General features: G+C 69.1%; 18 protein-coding genes. 5 read left to right on the forward strand and 13 right to left on the reverse strand.

Annotation, left to right across the window (positions count from 1 at the left end; all coding sequences use genetic code 11):
* Positions 1 to 82 precede the first annotated feature (82 nt).
* Positions 83 to 826 (reverse strand): hypothetical protein, encoded by a 744-nt coding sequence (locus MCM47_RS15335; protein ID WP_238862169.1) that lies wholly within the window; start codon positions 824 to 826, stop codon positions 83 to 85.
* 328 nt (positions 827 to 1,154) lie between these two features.
* Between MCM47_RS15335 and MCM47_RS15340 the strand changes: the two genes are divergently transcribed.
* Entirely contained in the window at positions 1,155 to 1,982 is an 828-nt protein-coding gene (locus MCM47_RS15340) for a hypothetical protein (protein WP_238862170.1), read from the forward strand.
* Between the two features lie 111 nt (positions 1,983 to 2,093).
* Here the strand turns inward: MCM47_RS15340 and MCM47_RS15345 are convergent.
* From MCM47_RS15345 to MCM47_RS15375, 8 genes are all read right to left on the reverse strand, one after another.
* Positions 2,094 to 2,968, reverse strand: a protein-coding gene (locus MCM47_RS15345) for an IS5 family transposase (protein WP_374209131.1) whose coding sequence is annotated in 2 segments (ribosomal slippage) — positions 2,094 to 2,576 and positions 2,579 to 2,968 — 873 coding nt in all. Because the reading frame shifts where the segments join, the coding sequence is not laid out codon by codon here.
* Positions 2,969 to 3,148: 180 nt separating this feature from the next.
* Positions 3,149 to 3,397 (reverse strand): LysR family transcriptional regulator, encoded by a 249-nt coding sequence (locus tag MCM47_RS44010; protein ID WP_374209132.1) that lies wholly within the window; start codon positions 3,395 to 3,397, stop codon positions 3,149 to 3,151.
* A 138-nt stretch (positions 3,398 to 3,535) separates the two neighbouring features.
* Positions 3,536 to 5,542: an ABC transporter ATP-binding protein gene (locus MCM47_RS43265; protein ID WP_238862171.1), complete on the reverse strand. Its 2,007-nt coding sequence runs from the start codon at positions 5,540 to 5,542 to the stop codon at positions 3,536 to 3,538.
* A 157-nt stretch (positions 5,543 to 5,699) separates the two neighbouring features.
* Positions 5,700 to 6,188, reverse strand: coding sequence for an NUDIX domain-containing protein (locus MCM47_RS15355; RefSeq protein WP_238862172.1), 489 nt, complete (start codon positions 6,186 to 6,188; stop codon positions 5,700 to 5,702).
* Positions 6,189 to 6,236: 48 nt separating this feature from the next.
* On the reverse strand, positions 6,237 to 6,716 hold the full coding sequence (locus tag MCM47_RS15360; protein WP_238862173.1) for a GNAT family N-acetyltransferase: 480 nt from the start codon (positions 6,714 to 6,716) through the stop codon (positions 6,237 to 6,239).
* A gap of 52 nt (positions 6,717 to 6,768) precedes the next feature.
* Positions 6,769 to 7,353: an AAA family ATPase gene (locus MCM47_RS15365; protein ID WP_238862174.1), complete on the reverse strand. Its 585-nt coding sequence runs from the start codon at positions 7,351 to 7,353 to the stop codon at positions 6,769 to 6,771.
* Positions 7,350 to 7,790 carry an NUDIX domain-containing protein gene (locus tag MCM47_RS15370; protein WP_238862175.1) on the reverse strand — a complete coding sequence of 147 codons (441 nt, stop codon included), beginning with the start codon at positions 7,788 to 7,790 and terminating at the stop codon, positions 7,350 to 7,352. The genes MCM47_RS15365 and MCM47_RS15370 overlap by 4 nt, the downstream gene beginning before the upstream one ends.
* A 74-nt stretch (positions 7,791 to 7,864) precedes the next feature.
* On the reverse strand, positions 7,865 to 8,500 hold the full coding sequence (locus MCM47_RS15375) for a hypothetical protein (RefSeq protein WP_238862176.1): 636 nt from the start codon (positions 8,498 to 8,500) through the stop codon (positions 7,865 to 7,867).
* A gap of 115 nt (positions 8,501 to 8,615) precedes the next feature.
* On the opposite strand from MCM47_RS15375, the gene MCM47_RS44015 reads away from it, so the two are divergent.
* Positions 8,616 to 8,807, forward strand: coding sequence for a hypothetical protein (locus MCM47_RS44015; protein ID WP_374209133.1), 192 nt, complete (start codon positions 8,616 to 8,618; stop codon positions 8,805 to 8,807).
* Between the two features lie 90 nt (positions 8,808 to 8,897).
* Here MCM47_RS44015 and MCM47_RS15385 read toward each other — a convergent pair whose 3' ends face one another.
* Both MCM47_RS15385 and MCM47_RS15390 read right to left on the reverse strand, forming a co-directional pair.
* Positions 8,898 to 9,263: a hypothetical protein gene (locus tag MCM47_RS15385; protein WP_238862177.1), complete on the reverse strand. Its 366-nt coding sequence runs from the start codon at positions 9,261 to 9,263 to the stop codon at positions 8,898 to 8,900.
* A 63-nt stretch (positions 9,264 to 9,326) separates the two neighbouring features.
* Positions 9,327 to 9,602 (reverse strand): hypothetical protein, encoded by a 276-nt coding sequence (locus MCM47_RS15390; RefSeq protein ID WP_238862178.1) that lies wholly within the window; start codon positions 9,600 to 9,602, stop codon positions 9,327 to 9,329.
* Positions 9,603 to 10,043: 441 nt separating this feature from the next.
* Between MCM47_RS15390 and MCM47_RS15395 the strand changes: the two genes are divergently transcribed.
* Entirely contained in the window at positions 10,044 to 11,117 is a 1,074-nt protein-coding gene (locus tag MCM47_RS15395) for a YaaC family protein (RefSeq protein ID WP_374209153.1), read from the forward strand.
* 272 nt (positions 11,118 to 11,389) lie between these two features.
* Positions 11,390 to 12,172, forward strand: a complete 783-nt coding sequence (locus tag MCM47_RS15400) for an IS5 family transposase (RefSeq protein WP_305067983.1) — start codon at positions 11,390 to 11,392, stop codon at positions 12,170 to 12,172.
* Here MCM47_RS15400 and MCM47_RS15405 read toward each other — a convergent pair.
* Positions 12,138 to 12,701 (reverse strand): hypothetical protein, encoded by a 564-nt coding sequence (locus tag MCM47_RS15405; RefSeq protein WP_238862180.1) that lies wholly within the window; start codon positions 12,699 to 12,701, stop codon positions 12,138 to 12,140. The two genes, MCM47_RS15400 and MCM47_RS15405, sit on opposite strands and share 35 nt — an antisense overlap.
* Positions 12,702 to 13,273: 572 nt before the next feature.
* Positions 13,274 to 13,534: a hypothetical protein gene (locus MCM47_RS15410; RefSeq protein WP_238862181.1), complete on the reverse strand. Its 261-nt coding sequence runs from the start codon at positions 13,532 to 13,534 to the stop codon at positions 13,274 to 13,276.
* Between the two features lie 214 nt (positions 13,535 to 13,748).
* On the opposite strand from MCM47_RS15410, the gene MCM47_RS15415 reads away from it, so the two are divergent.
* Complete coding sequence (locus MCM47_RS15415; RefSeq protein ID WP_238862182.1) at positions 13,749 to 14,939, forward strand: serine/threonine-protein kinase; 1,191 nt, start codon at positions 13,749 to 13,751, stop codon at positions 14,937 to 14,939.
* The last annotated feature ends 37 nt before the right edge of the window (positions 14,940 to 14,976 follow it).

Here is a 14,976-nt window from a genome sequence, read left to right on the forward strand (position 1 = left end):
TGGACAGGCCGTGGGAGATGACCGAGGGCCCCGCCCCCGAACTGACCGTAATGCTCACCGCCGGCCCGAGGGGCGGAGTCGGTCAGGCCTTCCGCTTCTTCGCCCACACCCGGGCCGGGTGCATAGAGGCCAGCTCGTCGATGGATGTGGGTATAGGCGGCGGCCAGGAGAACGCCTCGGTGGGCGGCCACAACCTCAGCTGCTGCCCGTTCTCCCCATAACGGGCGGTCTCGTAGCCCGCGGCCAGGCGCAGTGAGGTGAACTGCATGGCAAGGGCGCCAGTGCGCAGGATGATCGAGTAGCCATTAGTCTTCCCGCCGATCCTGCTGGCGTGGAAAGTCCCCCACTCGTGCTGGTGCTCGTTGCCGGGCGGTTCGACGTACAGGGCTCGGGCCGTGGTGCGGCGCATGGACGGCTGGCCGTGACGGTGCAGTTGGAGGTAGTCGGCGCGCGGAATCACCGTCAGGTCGTCGAGCATGCTCGACTGCACCATCATCATCGACGTCTTCATGGCCCACGTGGCGAGGGCGGTGTGCTCGTCGGGGCCAAGAGTCATGGGCTGGCCGCGCATCACGTGGTACAGGAACGGCTGAACCTTCTGCTCAACGCCAGACATCCAGACGTTGTTGCAGGTGGAGCAGACGCATTTGACGGTGGCGGTGGCGAACAGTTCGGCGATCTGCCGGTACTCGCCCTGCTTGGTGCGGATGGTGCGGGTGCCACCCGCCTTCACGAACTTCTCGGGGGCCTGGCGCCGTAGCCACTGCGGCAGTACATGCTCACGGCTGCCTGCCTTCCCCCCGCAGAACACAAACGTGGTGGGCATGCAGATTCCCCCTGGAGGTCTGGATGGCAAGGAAGCATATCGACGGCGACCCCGAAGGCGGGGACCGACGGCCCCCCGAGGGCCTGCGTGGCTGAGCCGAGATCGTCTTCAGCACGGCGACGGCCGGGGGGCTAGGACGAGGAGTTCACCTCGTGCTGAGAGCTGTCCATGGCTGCTCCTCGGTGAGGACTGAGCGGCTGCTCGTAACCGGGTGGGCGACATCTGGCGACCCGCGCGGCTGTCGGCGATCGGACGTACAGTGTCGGGGGCGTCGCTCAGGGTGCGCGGTGGCGGGCACGCAGGACATCCCGCAGGTCGAAGGTGGGGCATGGACAGCAGTGAGTACGAGGAGTACGAGGCCATTGTCAGAGTCCGGAAGGGCTCGCGTTTCGTGCGGTCGAGGAAGACCGAGGGCGCGCATCGCGGAATGACACGCGACCCCGGCACCAATCAGGTGGGTCAAGCCGAGATCTTCTTGAAGGAGGAGACCGAGCCGGATCCGGTGCCGGAGTACCCGCAGGGTTGGCTCGACTCCGACCGGCATGACTCGGAGGCCCAAGAACGGGAGCGTCGGGAGGCGGCCGCGGAGTTCCTCGCCGAGGTGATCTTCCAGATCGGCCTCAGAGTGGCGGAGAAGGCCGCGCCGCATGTCAAGAAGTGGTGGTACGAACAAGCACTTCCGGCGGTGAAGACGAAGTGGAACGACCAAGCGCTCCCGTCCATGAAGGAGAAGTGGAGCAGCGTGGCACGAAGTCGCAAGAGAGACCGCCGGGCCGAGGTTGCGGAGGACCCGCAGGAAGTCGTCACCATTGCGGGCGATCAGCGGACGACCATGAGCGGCTCGGAGGCGCGGAAGCGGCTCGCTTCGGCTCTGATGGCCAGGCTATACAGCGACGGGCAGCTACGGCTGCTGCGCAACGCCCGGATCGTGGACGAGGGGGAAGACGGTCCGGTCGTGCTGGAGGCGACAGACGAGCTCACGCCGCAGCGCATCGGGGAAATCGTCACGCTGATGCTTGAAGCGAACCCCTCGCTGCTCGGCGAGGACACCCTGGCCGAACTCGGGAAACTCGTCGCGAAGATTCGAGCCGACGGCGGCTACGTTCCCATCCCGAGGGCGGAAGGCGTGCTGCTGCACGACGACGGGAACGGCTGATGAGAGGGCGACCGCGTTTGGCTGAGCGGGCAGATCGTTGGAGATTCAACCGTCCTCACGGCTGTCCGCGACCTCAACGCCAGCGCCTAGGGAGTGTTTCGAAAGTGCTGGTCACAGCCACTCGTTGATGGCTGCGATCAGCACGGTTGCTTCGTAGCGGACGGCGAGTTTGTCGTATCTCGTGGCGACCGCGCGGTGGCGCTTGAGGCGGTTGATGCCGCACTCGACTGCGTGGCGCTGCTTATAGTCGTCCTTGTCGAACTTCGGCGGCCGCCCGCCGTGGGAGCCGCGCTTCTTGCGGTTGGCGATCTGGTCGCGCTTCTCCGGGATCGTGCAGCCGACGCGGCGCCTGCGCAGGTAGTTGCGGTTCGCGCGCGAGCCGTAGGCCTTGTCGGCGCGGACCTTGTCCGGCCGGGTGCGCGGCCGTCCCGGGCCGAGACGCGGCACACGAATACGGCCCAGGACGACCTGGAACTGCGGGGAGTCGCCGCGCTGTCCGGCCGTGATCACCAGCGACATCAGCTTCTGCGCCTGCTCGACCGCCAGGTGGATCTTGGTGGTCAGCCCGCCGCGGGAGCGTCCGAGCCCATGGTCGTCGGGCTCGGTGAAGACGCCGCCGGGTGGCTCGAGTTGCAGGTCCCCCTTTTGCGCGCACCGGCCGCGTGCTGGTGGGCGCGGGCGATCGTCGAGTCGACGGAGATGTCCCAGGTGATCAGGCCCTTCGCATCGGCGCGGGCCTGGAGCTGCTCGAGGATCCGGTGCCATGTGCCGTCGCGCTGCCACCGGCGAAACAGTCCGTAGACCGTCTCCCACGGCCCATAGCGCCCTGGTAGATCCCGCCACGGTATGCCCGTGCGAGTGCGGAACCGTATGCCGTTGATCAGCTGCCGCTTGGTGTGCAGCGGCGGCCGACCGGACTTGATGCCCTGAGGCAGCAGCGGTTCCAGCACTGCCCACTGGGCATCCGTCAGATCTCCCCGAGCCATGGAACGTGATCATCGCATGACCTTGATCCACTTCTGAAACAGGCCCTAGCAGCCGAAGGACGGCGCACCCACGACTGCCGCACCTCCCGCTGGGTATCGGTGACCGATAGCAGCGGGATCTTCGACTCAGGACGGCTCACACCCAACTGGCGCTGGCTCTCCGGGTCGGGACCCTACCCCTCAGAGGTGATTTAGAAGGTCACGGGCCTCGGTGAGGAATGAGTGGCCGGCTGCCGTTGGGGTGAGCGGGCTGGTGTGTTCGATGATGGTGAATCCAGCGGTCTTCTCGAGACCTCGGAGCTGGTACCCGAGAGCTCCGCTGCTGCTGCCGAGGACAGTCGCCGTCGCAGTGAGGTTCTGGTGCCCGGGGATGACGACCAGCGCGCGTAGGCGGGGCAGGCAGTTGCGGGTGCGGCTGACCACCTGCATGGCGGGCGACAGTCGTACCTGATCCGTACCGTGGGCTCTATACGCGCTTTAGAAGCGCGAGTTGGACTCTGAACTGCCATGCCGAAGAAGATAGTTACTGTCCGGAGCCATTGCCCACTGAATCGTGGAATTGCCCAGTCACTGTCCATTCTGCGCAGGCACTGTCCATTTTGACTTGGAACCTACAAGGCGGTCGCCGAGGTCGTACTGGGCGGCTTGGAGGAGGTAGGACTCGCGGTAGCGCGTCGCCGGTTGCTGGGTCATCAGCTCGGTGTGGGTTCCCTTTTCGATGAGGCGGCCGCGGTCGAGGACGAAGATATGGTCGGCCTTGGCGGTGGCGCCGAGGCGGTGGGTGATGAGGATGACGGTGACGCCGAGGGCAGTGAGCTGGCGGATCTGCTCGAACGTCTCGACCTCGGTTTCGGGGTCCATGGCGGAGGTCGGTTCGTCGACGACCACGAGGGCGGGAAGCCGACCGTGGGCGTCGGGGGTGGTCAGCCGAAGGTGGGTGCGGCCGAGGGCGACCTTCTGCCACTGGCCGCCCGACAGGCCCACACCGCCTTCGAAGCCCTTGGCGATCAGGGTGCCCCAGCCGCGGGGCAGCTCCTCGATCACCGGGTTGAGGTCGGCGTAGTCGGCGGCGGTCTCCAGCTGCTGCTGGCCGCAGGCGACTTCGGGGCGGCCGAGGAGCAGGTTGGCGCGCAGCGTGAAGGACCAGCGTTGGAAGTTCTGTGCGAGCAGGGCGACGCTGCTGAAGAGCTGGTGGCGGTCGGCGGCTGCGGTGTCGATGCCGTCCCACCGGACGCGGCCCTGGTGCGGCAGGTAGACGCCGCACAGGATGTTGGCCAGGGTGGATTTGCCGGAGCCGTTCGCGCCTACCAGGGCGATGACCTTGCCTCGGGGGATCGTGAGGTTGACCTTGTCCAGGGCGGGGGTGTCGCGGCCGTCGTAGGTGAAGGAGACGTCCTCGACGGTGATCGTCTCGGGGCGCTCGGGCAGCGGTGTGCCGCCGGTGGGGATCGCCCGGCGGTGGCCCTCGCGGCGCAGCTGGTCGAGGTCGCGGACGAACAGCGACTCCTCGTACAGTCCGTTGATCTGGGAGACGAGGCCGCCGATGCTGGCCGAGCCGGTGCGGATGGCCACCACGGCGGTGCCGGCGGCGGCGAGCGGGATCGCGCCGTTCATGACGAGCGAGCCCAGGAGGGCGAACGCGCCGACGGTGGCGGCGCCGGCCAGGGCCGCGGAAAGCAGGTCGGTACGCGCCTTCGCCCCGGCGAGGCGGGCCTGTTCCCGCTCGGCCGCGCGGGCCATCTGCTCGTAGTGATGGAGGATGAACGGCCCGCAGGCGTGCACCCGCAGCTCGGCCGCGGAGTACGGGCGGATCAGCATGTCCGCCAGCGCCGTGCTGGCCCGGGAGTGCTGGAGCCAGGCACGGGTGGAGGCGTAGTGGCGGCGGGCGGTGCGCACCGCGCCCCAGCCCCGCGGGGCGGCGATCAGCAACAGCATGGGCAGCAGAGCGGGGTGGAGGACGGACAGGACGCCGGCTGCGGAGACGAGGCCGAAGGTGGCGGTGAGGACGGAGGTGGCCTGGCCGATGATGTTCTGCAGGGACATCGCGCCCCAGCGGGCGCTGTCCACCTCGGCGAGGAAGTCCGGGTCCTCGATGGCCTCCAGCTCGGAGCGGCTGACGATGCCCAGGAACTCGATCGTGGCCCGGCGGAAGACCGCAGGCTTCAGCCGCTCGCCGGCCCAACCGGAGGCGGCGGACAACATCGAGGACAGGCCGGCGACCACGCCGACGGCCAGGATCGCCGGCGTCGCCGCCCGCAGCACGTCGGCAACCTCGCCGGGGGCCAGCAGCGCCGTCAGCGCGTGGTTGGTGGCGATCAGCGCGACGGCTGCGGCCAGGCCGCGCAGTACCTCTGCCCCGACCAGGGTCAGCAGCGCCGTGCGGTCCGCGTGCCATGCCATCCGACCGGCCAGGCGCAGGAAGTGCGGCATCTGCCGCGCCACCGCCCAGAACGTCACCTTGCCGCTGGCCATCTCGTGCTTGGCCCAGCCGTAGTCGTAGCGCATCGGCCCGCCGAACAGGAGCTGCTCGCTGTCCGGCACCGGGTCCTTCGAGGTATTGGGTGCGCTGGTCACATACTCCCTTTCGTAGGGGCGAACGCGGGTGGTCGGGCGCCAGTGCCGTCAAGGTCCGGCGTAGCCGTGGGGCGACCGGTGCGGACGGGGCGGGGACGAGCGGCCGGGCACCATGCCGGGCGGGCGACTCGCCCGGCATGGTGCCGGTGAGCGCTGGTCACATGTCGACGAGCTGCCGTTGTCCGGAAGCGGGGTCGAATCCGTGGGTGGAGAACGCGGGTTCGCCGGCGAGGTACGCCTCCACCGCGGCCTTGGAGGTCGGGAACATCGGACTGGGCAGGACGGCGGTGGCGGGGTGCCAGCGCACCTCCAAGTGCTTGTCCGGCTCGACGTTCGCCAGCTCGCCCGTGAACTCGCTGGTGGCGAATACGAAGAGGACGAACCCGCCACGCCCGTCCCAGCCCTCCTTGGCCTGGATGGTGTGCACCAGGCGCAGGTCGGACGGCCGGACGATGAGCCCGGCTTCCTCACGTAGCTCCCGGGCGGCGGCGTCGGGGATTTCCTCCCCGGGGTCGACCTTCCCGCCGGGGATCGTCCATGCGGGCCCCGGAGTCCAACTGCGCTGTGCGTAGTGGACGGTGGCGATCTGGTCGGTGTCCAGGTCGTGGGCGATGACGCAGACCGACAGCCTGCTCGTCTCGTGCATCAGGGTGCTCCTCGTTGAAGTGGCAGGGCGGGGGCGGAGTCGCGGAGGTTAGCCGGTCCGTCCTGGTGAGGTGGAGCGCAGCGCCATGAAGCCGTCGACGGGCTCGAAGCCGAGGCTGCGGTAGAGCGGGGCGCCGGCGTCGGTGGCGCGCAGTTCGATGGAACAGCCGCGTTGCTTGATCGCGGTGACCAGGGCGCTGGTGACGGCGCGGGCGAGGCCCTGGCGGCGGTGGCCGGGGTCCGTGACGACCGTGTGGATCCTGGCCCACTGTCCGGTCGGGTACGTGGGGCCGCAGTAGCCGCGGTAGACGATGCCGACCGCGCAGGCGGTGAGGCTGCCGCCGGGGCCGTCGGCGACGTAGGCGAGCAGGTCGGGGTCGTTGCCCAGGCGCTGGAGCATGTCGTCGCGGAAGGTCGTTCGCCAGTGGTCGGTGACCGGTTCGCCGGTCAGCACGGCGACGCGCAGCCGAAGCAACTCGTCAGCGTCCTGCGGCGTGGCAGGGCGAACACGCGGATCGGGTACGGACACGCTGATCCTCCTCTCAACAGGTGGAGCGGACACGACGGTCGAGCAGCTGCTTCTAGTCGTCGCGGGCGGGCAACTCCGAGAGCGCGGTGTCGCGCATGATGCGGTCGACCGTGTCGCGGAGCGTGCTGTCGCTGCCGATGACGGTCTCGATTCCGCCCGGTAGAAGGTCGTGTTCGCGGTACCAGTCGCGCAGTTCCCGCTCGGTGACAGCCGCCAGGTACTCGCGATCGGCCTTCGAGGCGTGCCGGACCAGCGTCTCGTCGATCGGGATGTCGAGGTAGTAGCAGCGGGTGACTCCGCGATGGTCGTCCACCAGACGTTGGAGCATCTCGCCGTAGTGATCGGCGTACAGGATGCCCTCGATGACGACGTGGTAGCCGGCGCCCAGCGCGTAACGGGCCACCGTGTCGATCAGGCCGATGTTTGCGCCGCCGGGCCGGTCCCGCTCGCGCAGCACGATGCGGCGCAGGTTGTCCTGAGCGACCACGGCCAGACCCCGCCCGAACCGGTCCCGGACGCCCGCCGCTACCGACGATTTGCCCGACGCCGAGTTTCCCCGAACGACCACAAGACGGGTTTCCGCGCTCCCCGCAGGCGTCCCGGCTGCTGGGAGCCCCGGGTGGCTCGTGGTGCTCATGCCGGCCATCCGACGACGGACAGCGGGCGGCCGGCGGTGATCTGCGCGAGCGCGTCCGCGGTGTAGCCGACGATCGGCTCCGGAAGCCCGTTCGGCGGCCAGAAGCGGAGGGCGGCGCACTTGTTCGGTTCGCGGTTGGTGACCTTTCCGGTGTACGCGCGCGGGGCGAAGAACAGCTGGAGGCGTCCGGCACCGTCGTCGGATTCGAGGTGGTGGAGGGTGTGCACCAGGTCGAGGTCCTCCTCCCGGATGGTGATGCCGAGTTCCTCATCGGCCTCGCGAGCCATGCCGGCCAGGACAGACTCTCCCGCTTCGAGGTGGCCGGCCGGAGCGTGCCAGTGGTGGGAGGCGAACGTGGTGTTGGCGCGCTGTCCGAGCAGCACCCGGCCGTTCTCGATCAGGACCAGGTGGACTCCGACAACCAGCGTGTGCGGCACGGGACGTCTCCTTGAGGGGCGGGAGGGAACCGGCGCGGGGCGTGCGGCCGGTTCAGGGCATGGCGAAGCTGCGATCAAACTGGTGATCGTTCGTCGTACGTAAGTGCAGGGGCGGGTGTCCCACCGTAGGCGGCCCGGCGGGGCCGCGTCGGCGTGTCGCAACAGATGCCACACGATCCGGTGAACGGTTCCAACTCTTCATATTGGTAAGGCTGTTGCGGGTCGAACAGGGCAGTGTGCCACGGGTCGCTGACAATCGGGCCGTGCTCTGCGGGAGGTGGGCGGTCCCGCCTCCGCCAGGGCGGTGATCCGGTTCTGGAGGCGCTCGGTATTGCAGGTGCTTCCGAGGAGTGGCGCCCGTCAGCTGCCAGGGGAAGGTATCGCGGCGGGGCCGATGCGCCCAAAGCCGTACTGAGCAGGAGGGTCATGACGACGGCGTGGGTGCGGTTGCGGGCTCCGATGGCGGTGGTGGCCCGGGTGATGACCCTGCCGATGGTGTCCTGGTTGATGCGGGTCATCCGCGCGACGGCGCGCACCTCGTGGGTGGCGAGCAGGGAGAGCACCTGGTGGTCGCGTGGGGCGAGTTCCGGGAGTCTGTCGGGCAGGGCCGCGCGCAGTTCGGTGGTGTCGAGCACCTCGGAGTTGATGAGGTCTGCGATGGCGCGGGTGCGGTCGCTGAGGCCTCGGCGGTGCATCAGCCTGGACATCACGTTGGCGGCGGAGCTGGAGGAGCAGCCGAGCCGCTCGGCGACTCCGTCGTAGGTGTGCCCGAGGGCGACGTGCAGAGCGACGTCGTACTCGCGATCGCTGAGTTCGGTGGTGGCCTTGGCAGCCGTGCTGAGAGTTCCGGAGCGGCTTAGGAGAACGCGGCGTGCTCTGCTGACCCGGGCCTCGCGCAGTGCCGAGTCGGCGCTTCGTCGGCGCGAGCTGTCCCCGCACTACGCCGAGATCGCGGACCAGCGGCTGCGCGCCGAGCTGAGCCAGGACGACTTCGTCCTTGCCGGGCCGGAGGCGTGACGGTGAGAACCTCGGACAGCCGGCCCCGGATCGGCCGCAGACGCAGAAGGGCGGCTGGAGCATCGTGCTCCAGCCGCCCTCACCGTTTCGTCAGGCCGCCTCGACCGCCCGCCGGATCAACGGCACCGCCTTCTCCAGGTCCGGTGCCGAGACGATCCTTACCTCCAGGTCGCCGGTGCCGAGGTGCCCGATCCCGCGCATGGCGCGCGTGAAGCCCTCCTCCAGCTCCACCGTGTCCGGGTCCAGCCGCAGGTACAGCAGGATCGCCCGGTGGGAAGGCGACGGCCGGAAGATCACACTCGCCACGTTCTGCAGCTGGCGGTAGGCGATGTAGTGCCGAAGGGGGACGGCCTCCATCTCGCCGGACACGGTGAGCTCGCCGTACAGGTGACGGAGGCACTCCGGGACTTCACCAGGCACCGGCAGCTTGCTCGCCTCGGCGTCGGCCGTCGGCACCGCGGGCGCGTTCGATCTGCGCCCGACTGTCGTGCTGATGGTGGCGGAGACCGGCTCGACGAGCTAGAGGCTCAGCAGCCCGCCGTCGAAGATCCGGTAGCGGACCAGGTCGATCGGCCAGTGCCGGCCGAGGTCGCCGACCGCCCCCCGGTCGTGGTGGGAGAACCCGGCCGCGCTGCACAGCACTCGGGGAGCACGCCAGTCGATGGAGGCGGCCGCCTCCGGCCCCAGCTTCGCTCTGACGAGGGCCTCGAACTCGTGGCGGCTGCTCTTCAACCAGGTCAGGTAGGAGACGGCCTGCGAGATGACTCCGCTGTCGTTGCCCTTCTTGAACTCCACACCACCGGGGAGCCGTCCTCATCCAGATCGAGCGAGTCGATGCGCCGGGCGTGCACTGGCCCAGTGGATATCTCGGAGTCCAGAAAACGGGGCCGAGCAGGGCCGTCATGTTCCGCTCGATGTACGTCTGCAGGTGCAACGGTGGACCCCGCGATCTCCACTGCCTTGTCGGCGTCCGCACAAAAGACCCTCGGCGCGGTCCCCATGACCTCAGCGGCACCAAGCGGCGCTCGGACAGACACCATATCTGTGTATATAAGTGGATATCAAGGCATATTGCGGTTCTCTCGGTTTCAACCCATTGGGAATAGACCCGCCGATGATGCCTCCGGCCGGTAGCGCTCGCCGCCTGCGGCCGAACGGCACCAACAGGCCCTCAGAGAGAGCGGATTCGGCTGGCGCATGGAAGCAGCAGCTGGCTACCGTCTGCCCATGAGAACGATGGGTCAGAGCACCGCCAGCGGATGGGACAAGCTCCGGTCGACCAGGTGGAGGCCTCCGGGCCCTGCCTTGCTGACGCCCGATCGGCAACGCACGTATGTTTCAGCCTTGCAGCAGGCCGAAGAACTGTTCCGCGCCGCCGAAGTGACAGGACCGGCCGCCGCACCCTTGACCCTCTTCTATGGCCTCAGCCAGGCTGGACGCGCGATCGCGGCAGCTGCCGCTGGCATCGGCGAGGATGACGACTCCTGGAAGCTGAACGGCCACGGCATCAAGACCCGGTCCATGGATGCCGCCTTCCCCGACGTCGAAATCCGTACCGACAAGGAAGGGGACCAGGGCAGCTTCACCAGGATCTCGAAGTTGCTGCAGTCGCCCATCTGGGGCAATGCCCCAGTGCGCCTCACCACACTGTGGGACTGCCTGCTGGAGACCATCGACAGCCCGATCAGCGCGGACGAGCGCGTGCGGCGCACACCGATCGTCGTCGTCCCCGACAGCTATCCGGACCCTCACCCGCTGGCCACCGCCGCGCTGAACTTCCTGCCAGTCTGGGTCGCGGAGGCCTCGGATACCCGTAAGGCGCTGGACACCTATCTCCAGGCCTACCCTGACGCGGTCGGCTACGACAGCTACGTGCGCTCTGGCGCAGTGCCGGATGCAGGGCCGGTCTTCGGAGAGAACGGCAACGGCTGGTTCTACATCACGGCCCACTGGACCAGCCCTGACCCAGGGGCCCGGGGCTCGGAGCGCAGGGCCTATCTCAGGACCCTGACGCGGACCTACGACGGCCAACAACTGTTCCTGCCCGCCGTCGCCGGAGCGCCGCAGGGCATCCACCCGCTCATGGCCTGGTGGGCCGTCCTGCACACCCTGTCCATGCTCGCCCGGTACCAGCCAGCCCAGTGGGCCCGGCACACCGACGTGGACTCCAGCCGGTACGCGGTGCCGATCGAAGGAGTCCTCGCTACCGCCGTCGAGGTGGTCCCCCGGCTCGTGGTCGAGGCAATCGACGAGGTCTCCTCCCAGACACAGGTCAGCCCGGATCTGACCACTGAACCCGAGGAGGAGTAAGAAGCCGTTGTCGTACCGATCATGGTGGACATCGGTTCGAGTGCGGCCACACGGCTGAGTGATCTTTCCTCGGGGCGCGCATGAAGGCAGGGCCTCCTGTCCAGCTCGGGATTGTCGAAGTCCAAACGAGCTGGCCGGGAGGCCCTGTGTCGCAGTCTTGCGTTTCCATGCCCGTGTCGTCCAACTCGGTTACCCGGTCGTGTGATTGTCTCGCTCACCGGTTCGGGAACGCGGGTGACCGGCCGGACCGTGCGCGCCGCTACGACTCGGACATGACGGACGCGGAGTGGGCTGTGGTGCGGGACGCGATGCCGGTCCCGGCGTGGTTGGAGGGGCGGGGCGGGCAGCCGGAGGGTTACTGTCACCGGCAGCTGCTGGACGCGGTGCGCTACCTGGTCGACAACGGGATCAAGTGGCGGGCGATGCCGGCGGACTTCCCCGCGTGGGACCGGGTCTACGCCTTCTGTCGGCGGTGGCGTGCGCGGGGCCTGCTGGCCGAGTTGCACGACCGACTGCGGGGCCTGGTCCGCGAGGACGCCGGCCGCGACCCGGAGCCGACCGCCGCGGTGGTCGACGCGCAGTCCCTGCGCGCGGCGGCCACGGTGCCGGCGTCCTCACGCGGATACGACGGCGCGAAGAAGGTCCCCGGTCGCAAGCGCCACGTCGTGGTCGACTGCCTCGGGCTGCTGCTGGCCGTGTTGGTCACCGCCGCGAACGTGACGGACCGAGACGCCGCGATGCCGCTGCTGCAGCAGCTCCGGGCCCGCTACCGGAAGATCATCCTGGTGTGGGCCGACGGCGGTTACGCGGGCCGCCTGGTCGCATGGGCGAAGCAGGCACTGCGGCTCACTCTGAAGATCGTCAAGCGGAACGACGACGTGTCCGGCTTCGTGGTGCTGCCCAGGCGCTGGGTGGTGGAGAGAACGCTGAGCTGGCTGATGCGCTCGCGCCGGCTGGTGCGCGACTACGAGACGCTGCCCGCCGTCCACGAGCAGATGGTGCTGTGGTCGATGACGATGCTCATGACCCGCAGGCTGGCCCGGCGGCGAGCGTGAACCGGCCCGGGGACGGCTCGTCGGCCCAGCCCCGGTCCGCCAGCCGCTTCATCTTCGACCGCACGCCCTCCACGCTCGCCGGGACCGCCGCCAGCCCCAAGGCGGCGGTGATCTCCTGGCACGTCATCACGTCTTCCCCGTCCGCGCGGCGTTCGGCCAGCAGGGACAAGATCTGCTGGTAGTCCGCGGCCAGCGCGTCCGTCGACAGCACGGGCCGCCACACCGGCACGATCGAACCCGAGCGAGCCGCTCGCGGCGTCGGCACCTCGGCGGGCGCGTCCGGGACGATCACCGGCTCCGGCGCCAAGGGCTCCCTGACCGGTTCCGGACCGGCCGCCGGGCCGGCTTCCCGGGGCTGCGGCGCGGCCAGGACTTCGCCGACCCGCTGACGCGCGATCAGCCACTCCTGCCAGTCCGTCTCCGCCTCCGCGAGCGCGGCCAGCACCCGATCCGCCTCCTCCCGGAGCCCCTCCACACGCTCTCGCGCGGCCAGCTCCCGCTCTTCCAGCAGACCCACGACCGACGCCATCCCGGCACCTCCACCGACGAGACAACCCGACCACCCGAGCCTGCCTCGCCAACACCGGCGTCATGCCTGAGCTGCGGAAACACGCCGATCAAGTTCGGTACAACAACGGCTTCTAAGGACGGCGTTCGGGCTGAGCCAAGCCCCGTCGGTACTTTGGCGTCCTCCTGGTGCGAGGTGCGTCACTGAGGCGGGGCGCGCGCGGCCCCACGGAAGGCCTACCCGGCGTGGTGAATAGAGCGGGTCCGCCCGATGATCGACTCATGGGATCGATCACCGTTCTGCTTGAGCTGGAGCAGGGCGAGGCCACTGGCGCCGGCGTTGAGCCCGCAGTGCTCGCGGTGCACACCGCGGGGGCCGACCCGGACGTTCCCGAGGACCCGCTGCCGCGCAGTTGTGCAGGCTGGACACCGGCCCGATGGACCATTCCCACTATCTCCCCATGCGCCCCGGTGAGCACTGGTACCCGCCCCCGCTGGCGGACAAGCGGTGTCGCGGCCTGTGAGGCGGCGCTTCGGACCCTATGAGTTGCTGGACCTCGCCCCACCCAACGGCGGAGGTCATGAGTGGCCGGTTCATGGGGTGTAGCCCCATTTCTGGCACCAGGAGGTGAGCAGAGGCGCGATGTCGGTGTCCGCGGGCGGCGGGGTGGCGGCTTGGATGTGGCCGGAGGCGATCGGGGGTGACCAGTCGCCGATGCCGTAGACGAACAGACCGTGGTCGTGGCGGCCGTAGTCCAGCATGGTCGGATCCCAGTGCTGGCCAAGCGCGCCGACCTGTCGATGACCCGCCCCCTCGCCCATGTGCTCCATCGCTCTGTGGTCAGGTGCTGACACGCACATCGCGGTGGCCCGCTGTTTGTCGTCCCGGTCGCTCCCGCCCGTTCCCCGGGTCACGGAACGATGGCACCTTCGGCGGAGGCCGGTATCGATCGGTACGCTGTGCGGGTGATTCGTCAGTGTCCACACCGCTCCGTAGAGCCTTCTGAGGCGGGTGGGACACTCACGTCATCGCGTTCATGTCGGCACTGTGGAACCCGGGGGGAAGCTGGTGACAGGTACCGTCCTGCCGCAGCGGATCGGCCCGTACGCCGTCGAGCGGTGCCTCGGCACCGGAGGCATGGGGGCGGTGTACCTGGCTTACTCCGTCGCGGGCGATCCGGTCGCGGTCAAAGTCATCAGGCCTGACAAGATCGATCCGCATTCCCGTGCCCGCTTCGAGCGGGAGGCGGAGATCGCGCGCACCATTTCCGGCACGGGCAGGGTGGCCCGTTTTCTCGACGCGGACCCCCTAGCCGAGCAGCCGTGGCTGGCCATGGACTACGTTCCTGGCCGGCCGCTCACCGAGGTCGTGAAGGACCAGGGTCCGCTGCCGGCGCCGCTGGTGGCGAGTGTGGGCGCGCTGCTTGCCGAGGGGCTGGCCGCGGTGCACGGGGTCGGTCTGCTGCATCGGGACCTCAAAGCCTCCAATGTCATCCTGGGCGACTTCGGCCCGGTGATCATCGACTTCGGCCTCGGTGCCTTTCTGGAGGCGTCGAAGGGTTCCCTGAGTCAGCCCGGAACTGTGCTCGGCACGGTCCGCTGCATGCCGCCCGAGCAGGCACGTGGCGAGACCGAGGTAACGGGGGCGGCGGACGTGTACGGGCTGGGAACGGTCCTCCTGCACGCCGCCACGGGCCACGCACCCTACGACGGCATTCGGTGGGAGGCCATTGCGGTGCAGGTGGTGAGCCCGGACGTCCAACCCGACCTGGCCGGGCTGCCGGAGTCGCTGGCCCCGCTCGTGGCCTCGATGCTCGCCTTCGAACCGGGCGATCGCCCCACGCTGGACCAGGTGACCCGGCACTGCGCCGATCTCTTGCGGGACCTGGGCACCAGTCCGGCCCGTGCCCGTCATGCGCTGATCCAGCAGACCAGGTCGGCCGACGGTGCTTCTGTGGCCTTCCCGCAGCCGGACGCCGTCATGCTCGACCGCCTGGACGCGCTCGACAAGCTGCTGCGGGAGCTGCCGGAGGTCGCGCCCAGGACCGAGAGCGAGTCCGCGTCCGACGAGGAGGGCACTCCCGACTCGGGTGGCCTCCCCGCCGAGCTGGCGCCCGCCCTGACAAGTTCCCCTGTGGCAGCCCAGCCCTCCGCCGCGAGACCCGGCCGGCCGCCCGCGTCCCAGCGCGTGGCCGACGAACTGCGTAAGCGGTACGCGGTACGCGGGGAGCTGACGTGGTCCGAGCGACAAAGGCCCTGAGACCTCTCACCCAGCCCCCGCGCTTGCGGTAGACAGT

It is taken from the genome of Kitasatospora sp. A2-31, from assembly GCF_022288725.1.
Lineage (GTDB): Bacteria > Actinomycetota > Actinomycetes > Streptomycetales > Streptomycetaceae > Kitasatospora.

Excerpts from the sequence above, each read along its gene's own strand:
- MCM47_RS15340 (WP_238862170.1), top strand. The coding sequence starts at position 1,155 with ATGGACAGCAGTGAGTACGAGGAGTACGAGGCCATTGTCAGAGTCCGG.
- MCM47_RS15405 (WP_238862180.1), bottom strand. The coding sequence starts at position 12,701 with ATGGCGTCGGTCGTGGGTCTGCTGGAAGAGCGGGAGCTGGCCGCGCGA.
- MCM47_RS15355 (WP_238862172.1), bottom strand. The coding sequence starts at position 6,188 with ATGCACGAGACGAGCAGGCTGTCGGTCTGCGTCATCGCCCACGACCTG.
- MCM47_RS44010 (WP_374209132.1), bottom strand. The coding sequence starts at position 3,397 with ATGCAGGTGGTCAGCCGCACCCGCAACTGCCTGCCCCGCCTACGCGCG.
- MCM47_RS15335 (WP_238862169.1), bottom strand. The coding sequence starts at position 826 with ATGCCCACCACGTTTGTGTTCTGCGGGGGGAAGGCAGGCAGCCGTGAG.
- MCM47_RS15395 (WP_374209153.1), top strand. The coding sequence starts at position 10,044 with ATGGGTCAGAGCACCGCCAGCGGATGGGACAAGCTCCGGTCGACCAGG.
- MCM47_RS15365 (WP_238862174.1), bottom strand. The coding sequence starts at position 7,353 with ATGAGCACCACGAGCCACCCGGGGCTCCCAGCAGCCGGGACGCCTGCG.
- MCM47_RS15400 (WP_305067983.1), top strand. The coding sequence starts at position 11,390 with ATGACGGACGCGGAGTGGGCTGTGGTGCGGGACGCGATGCCGGTCCCG.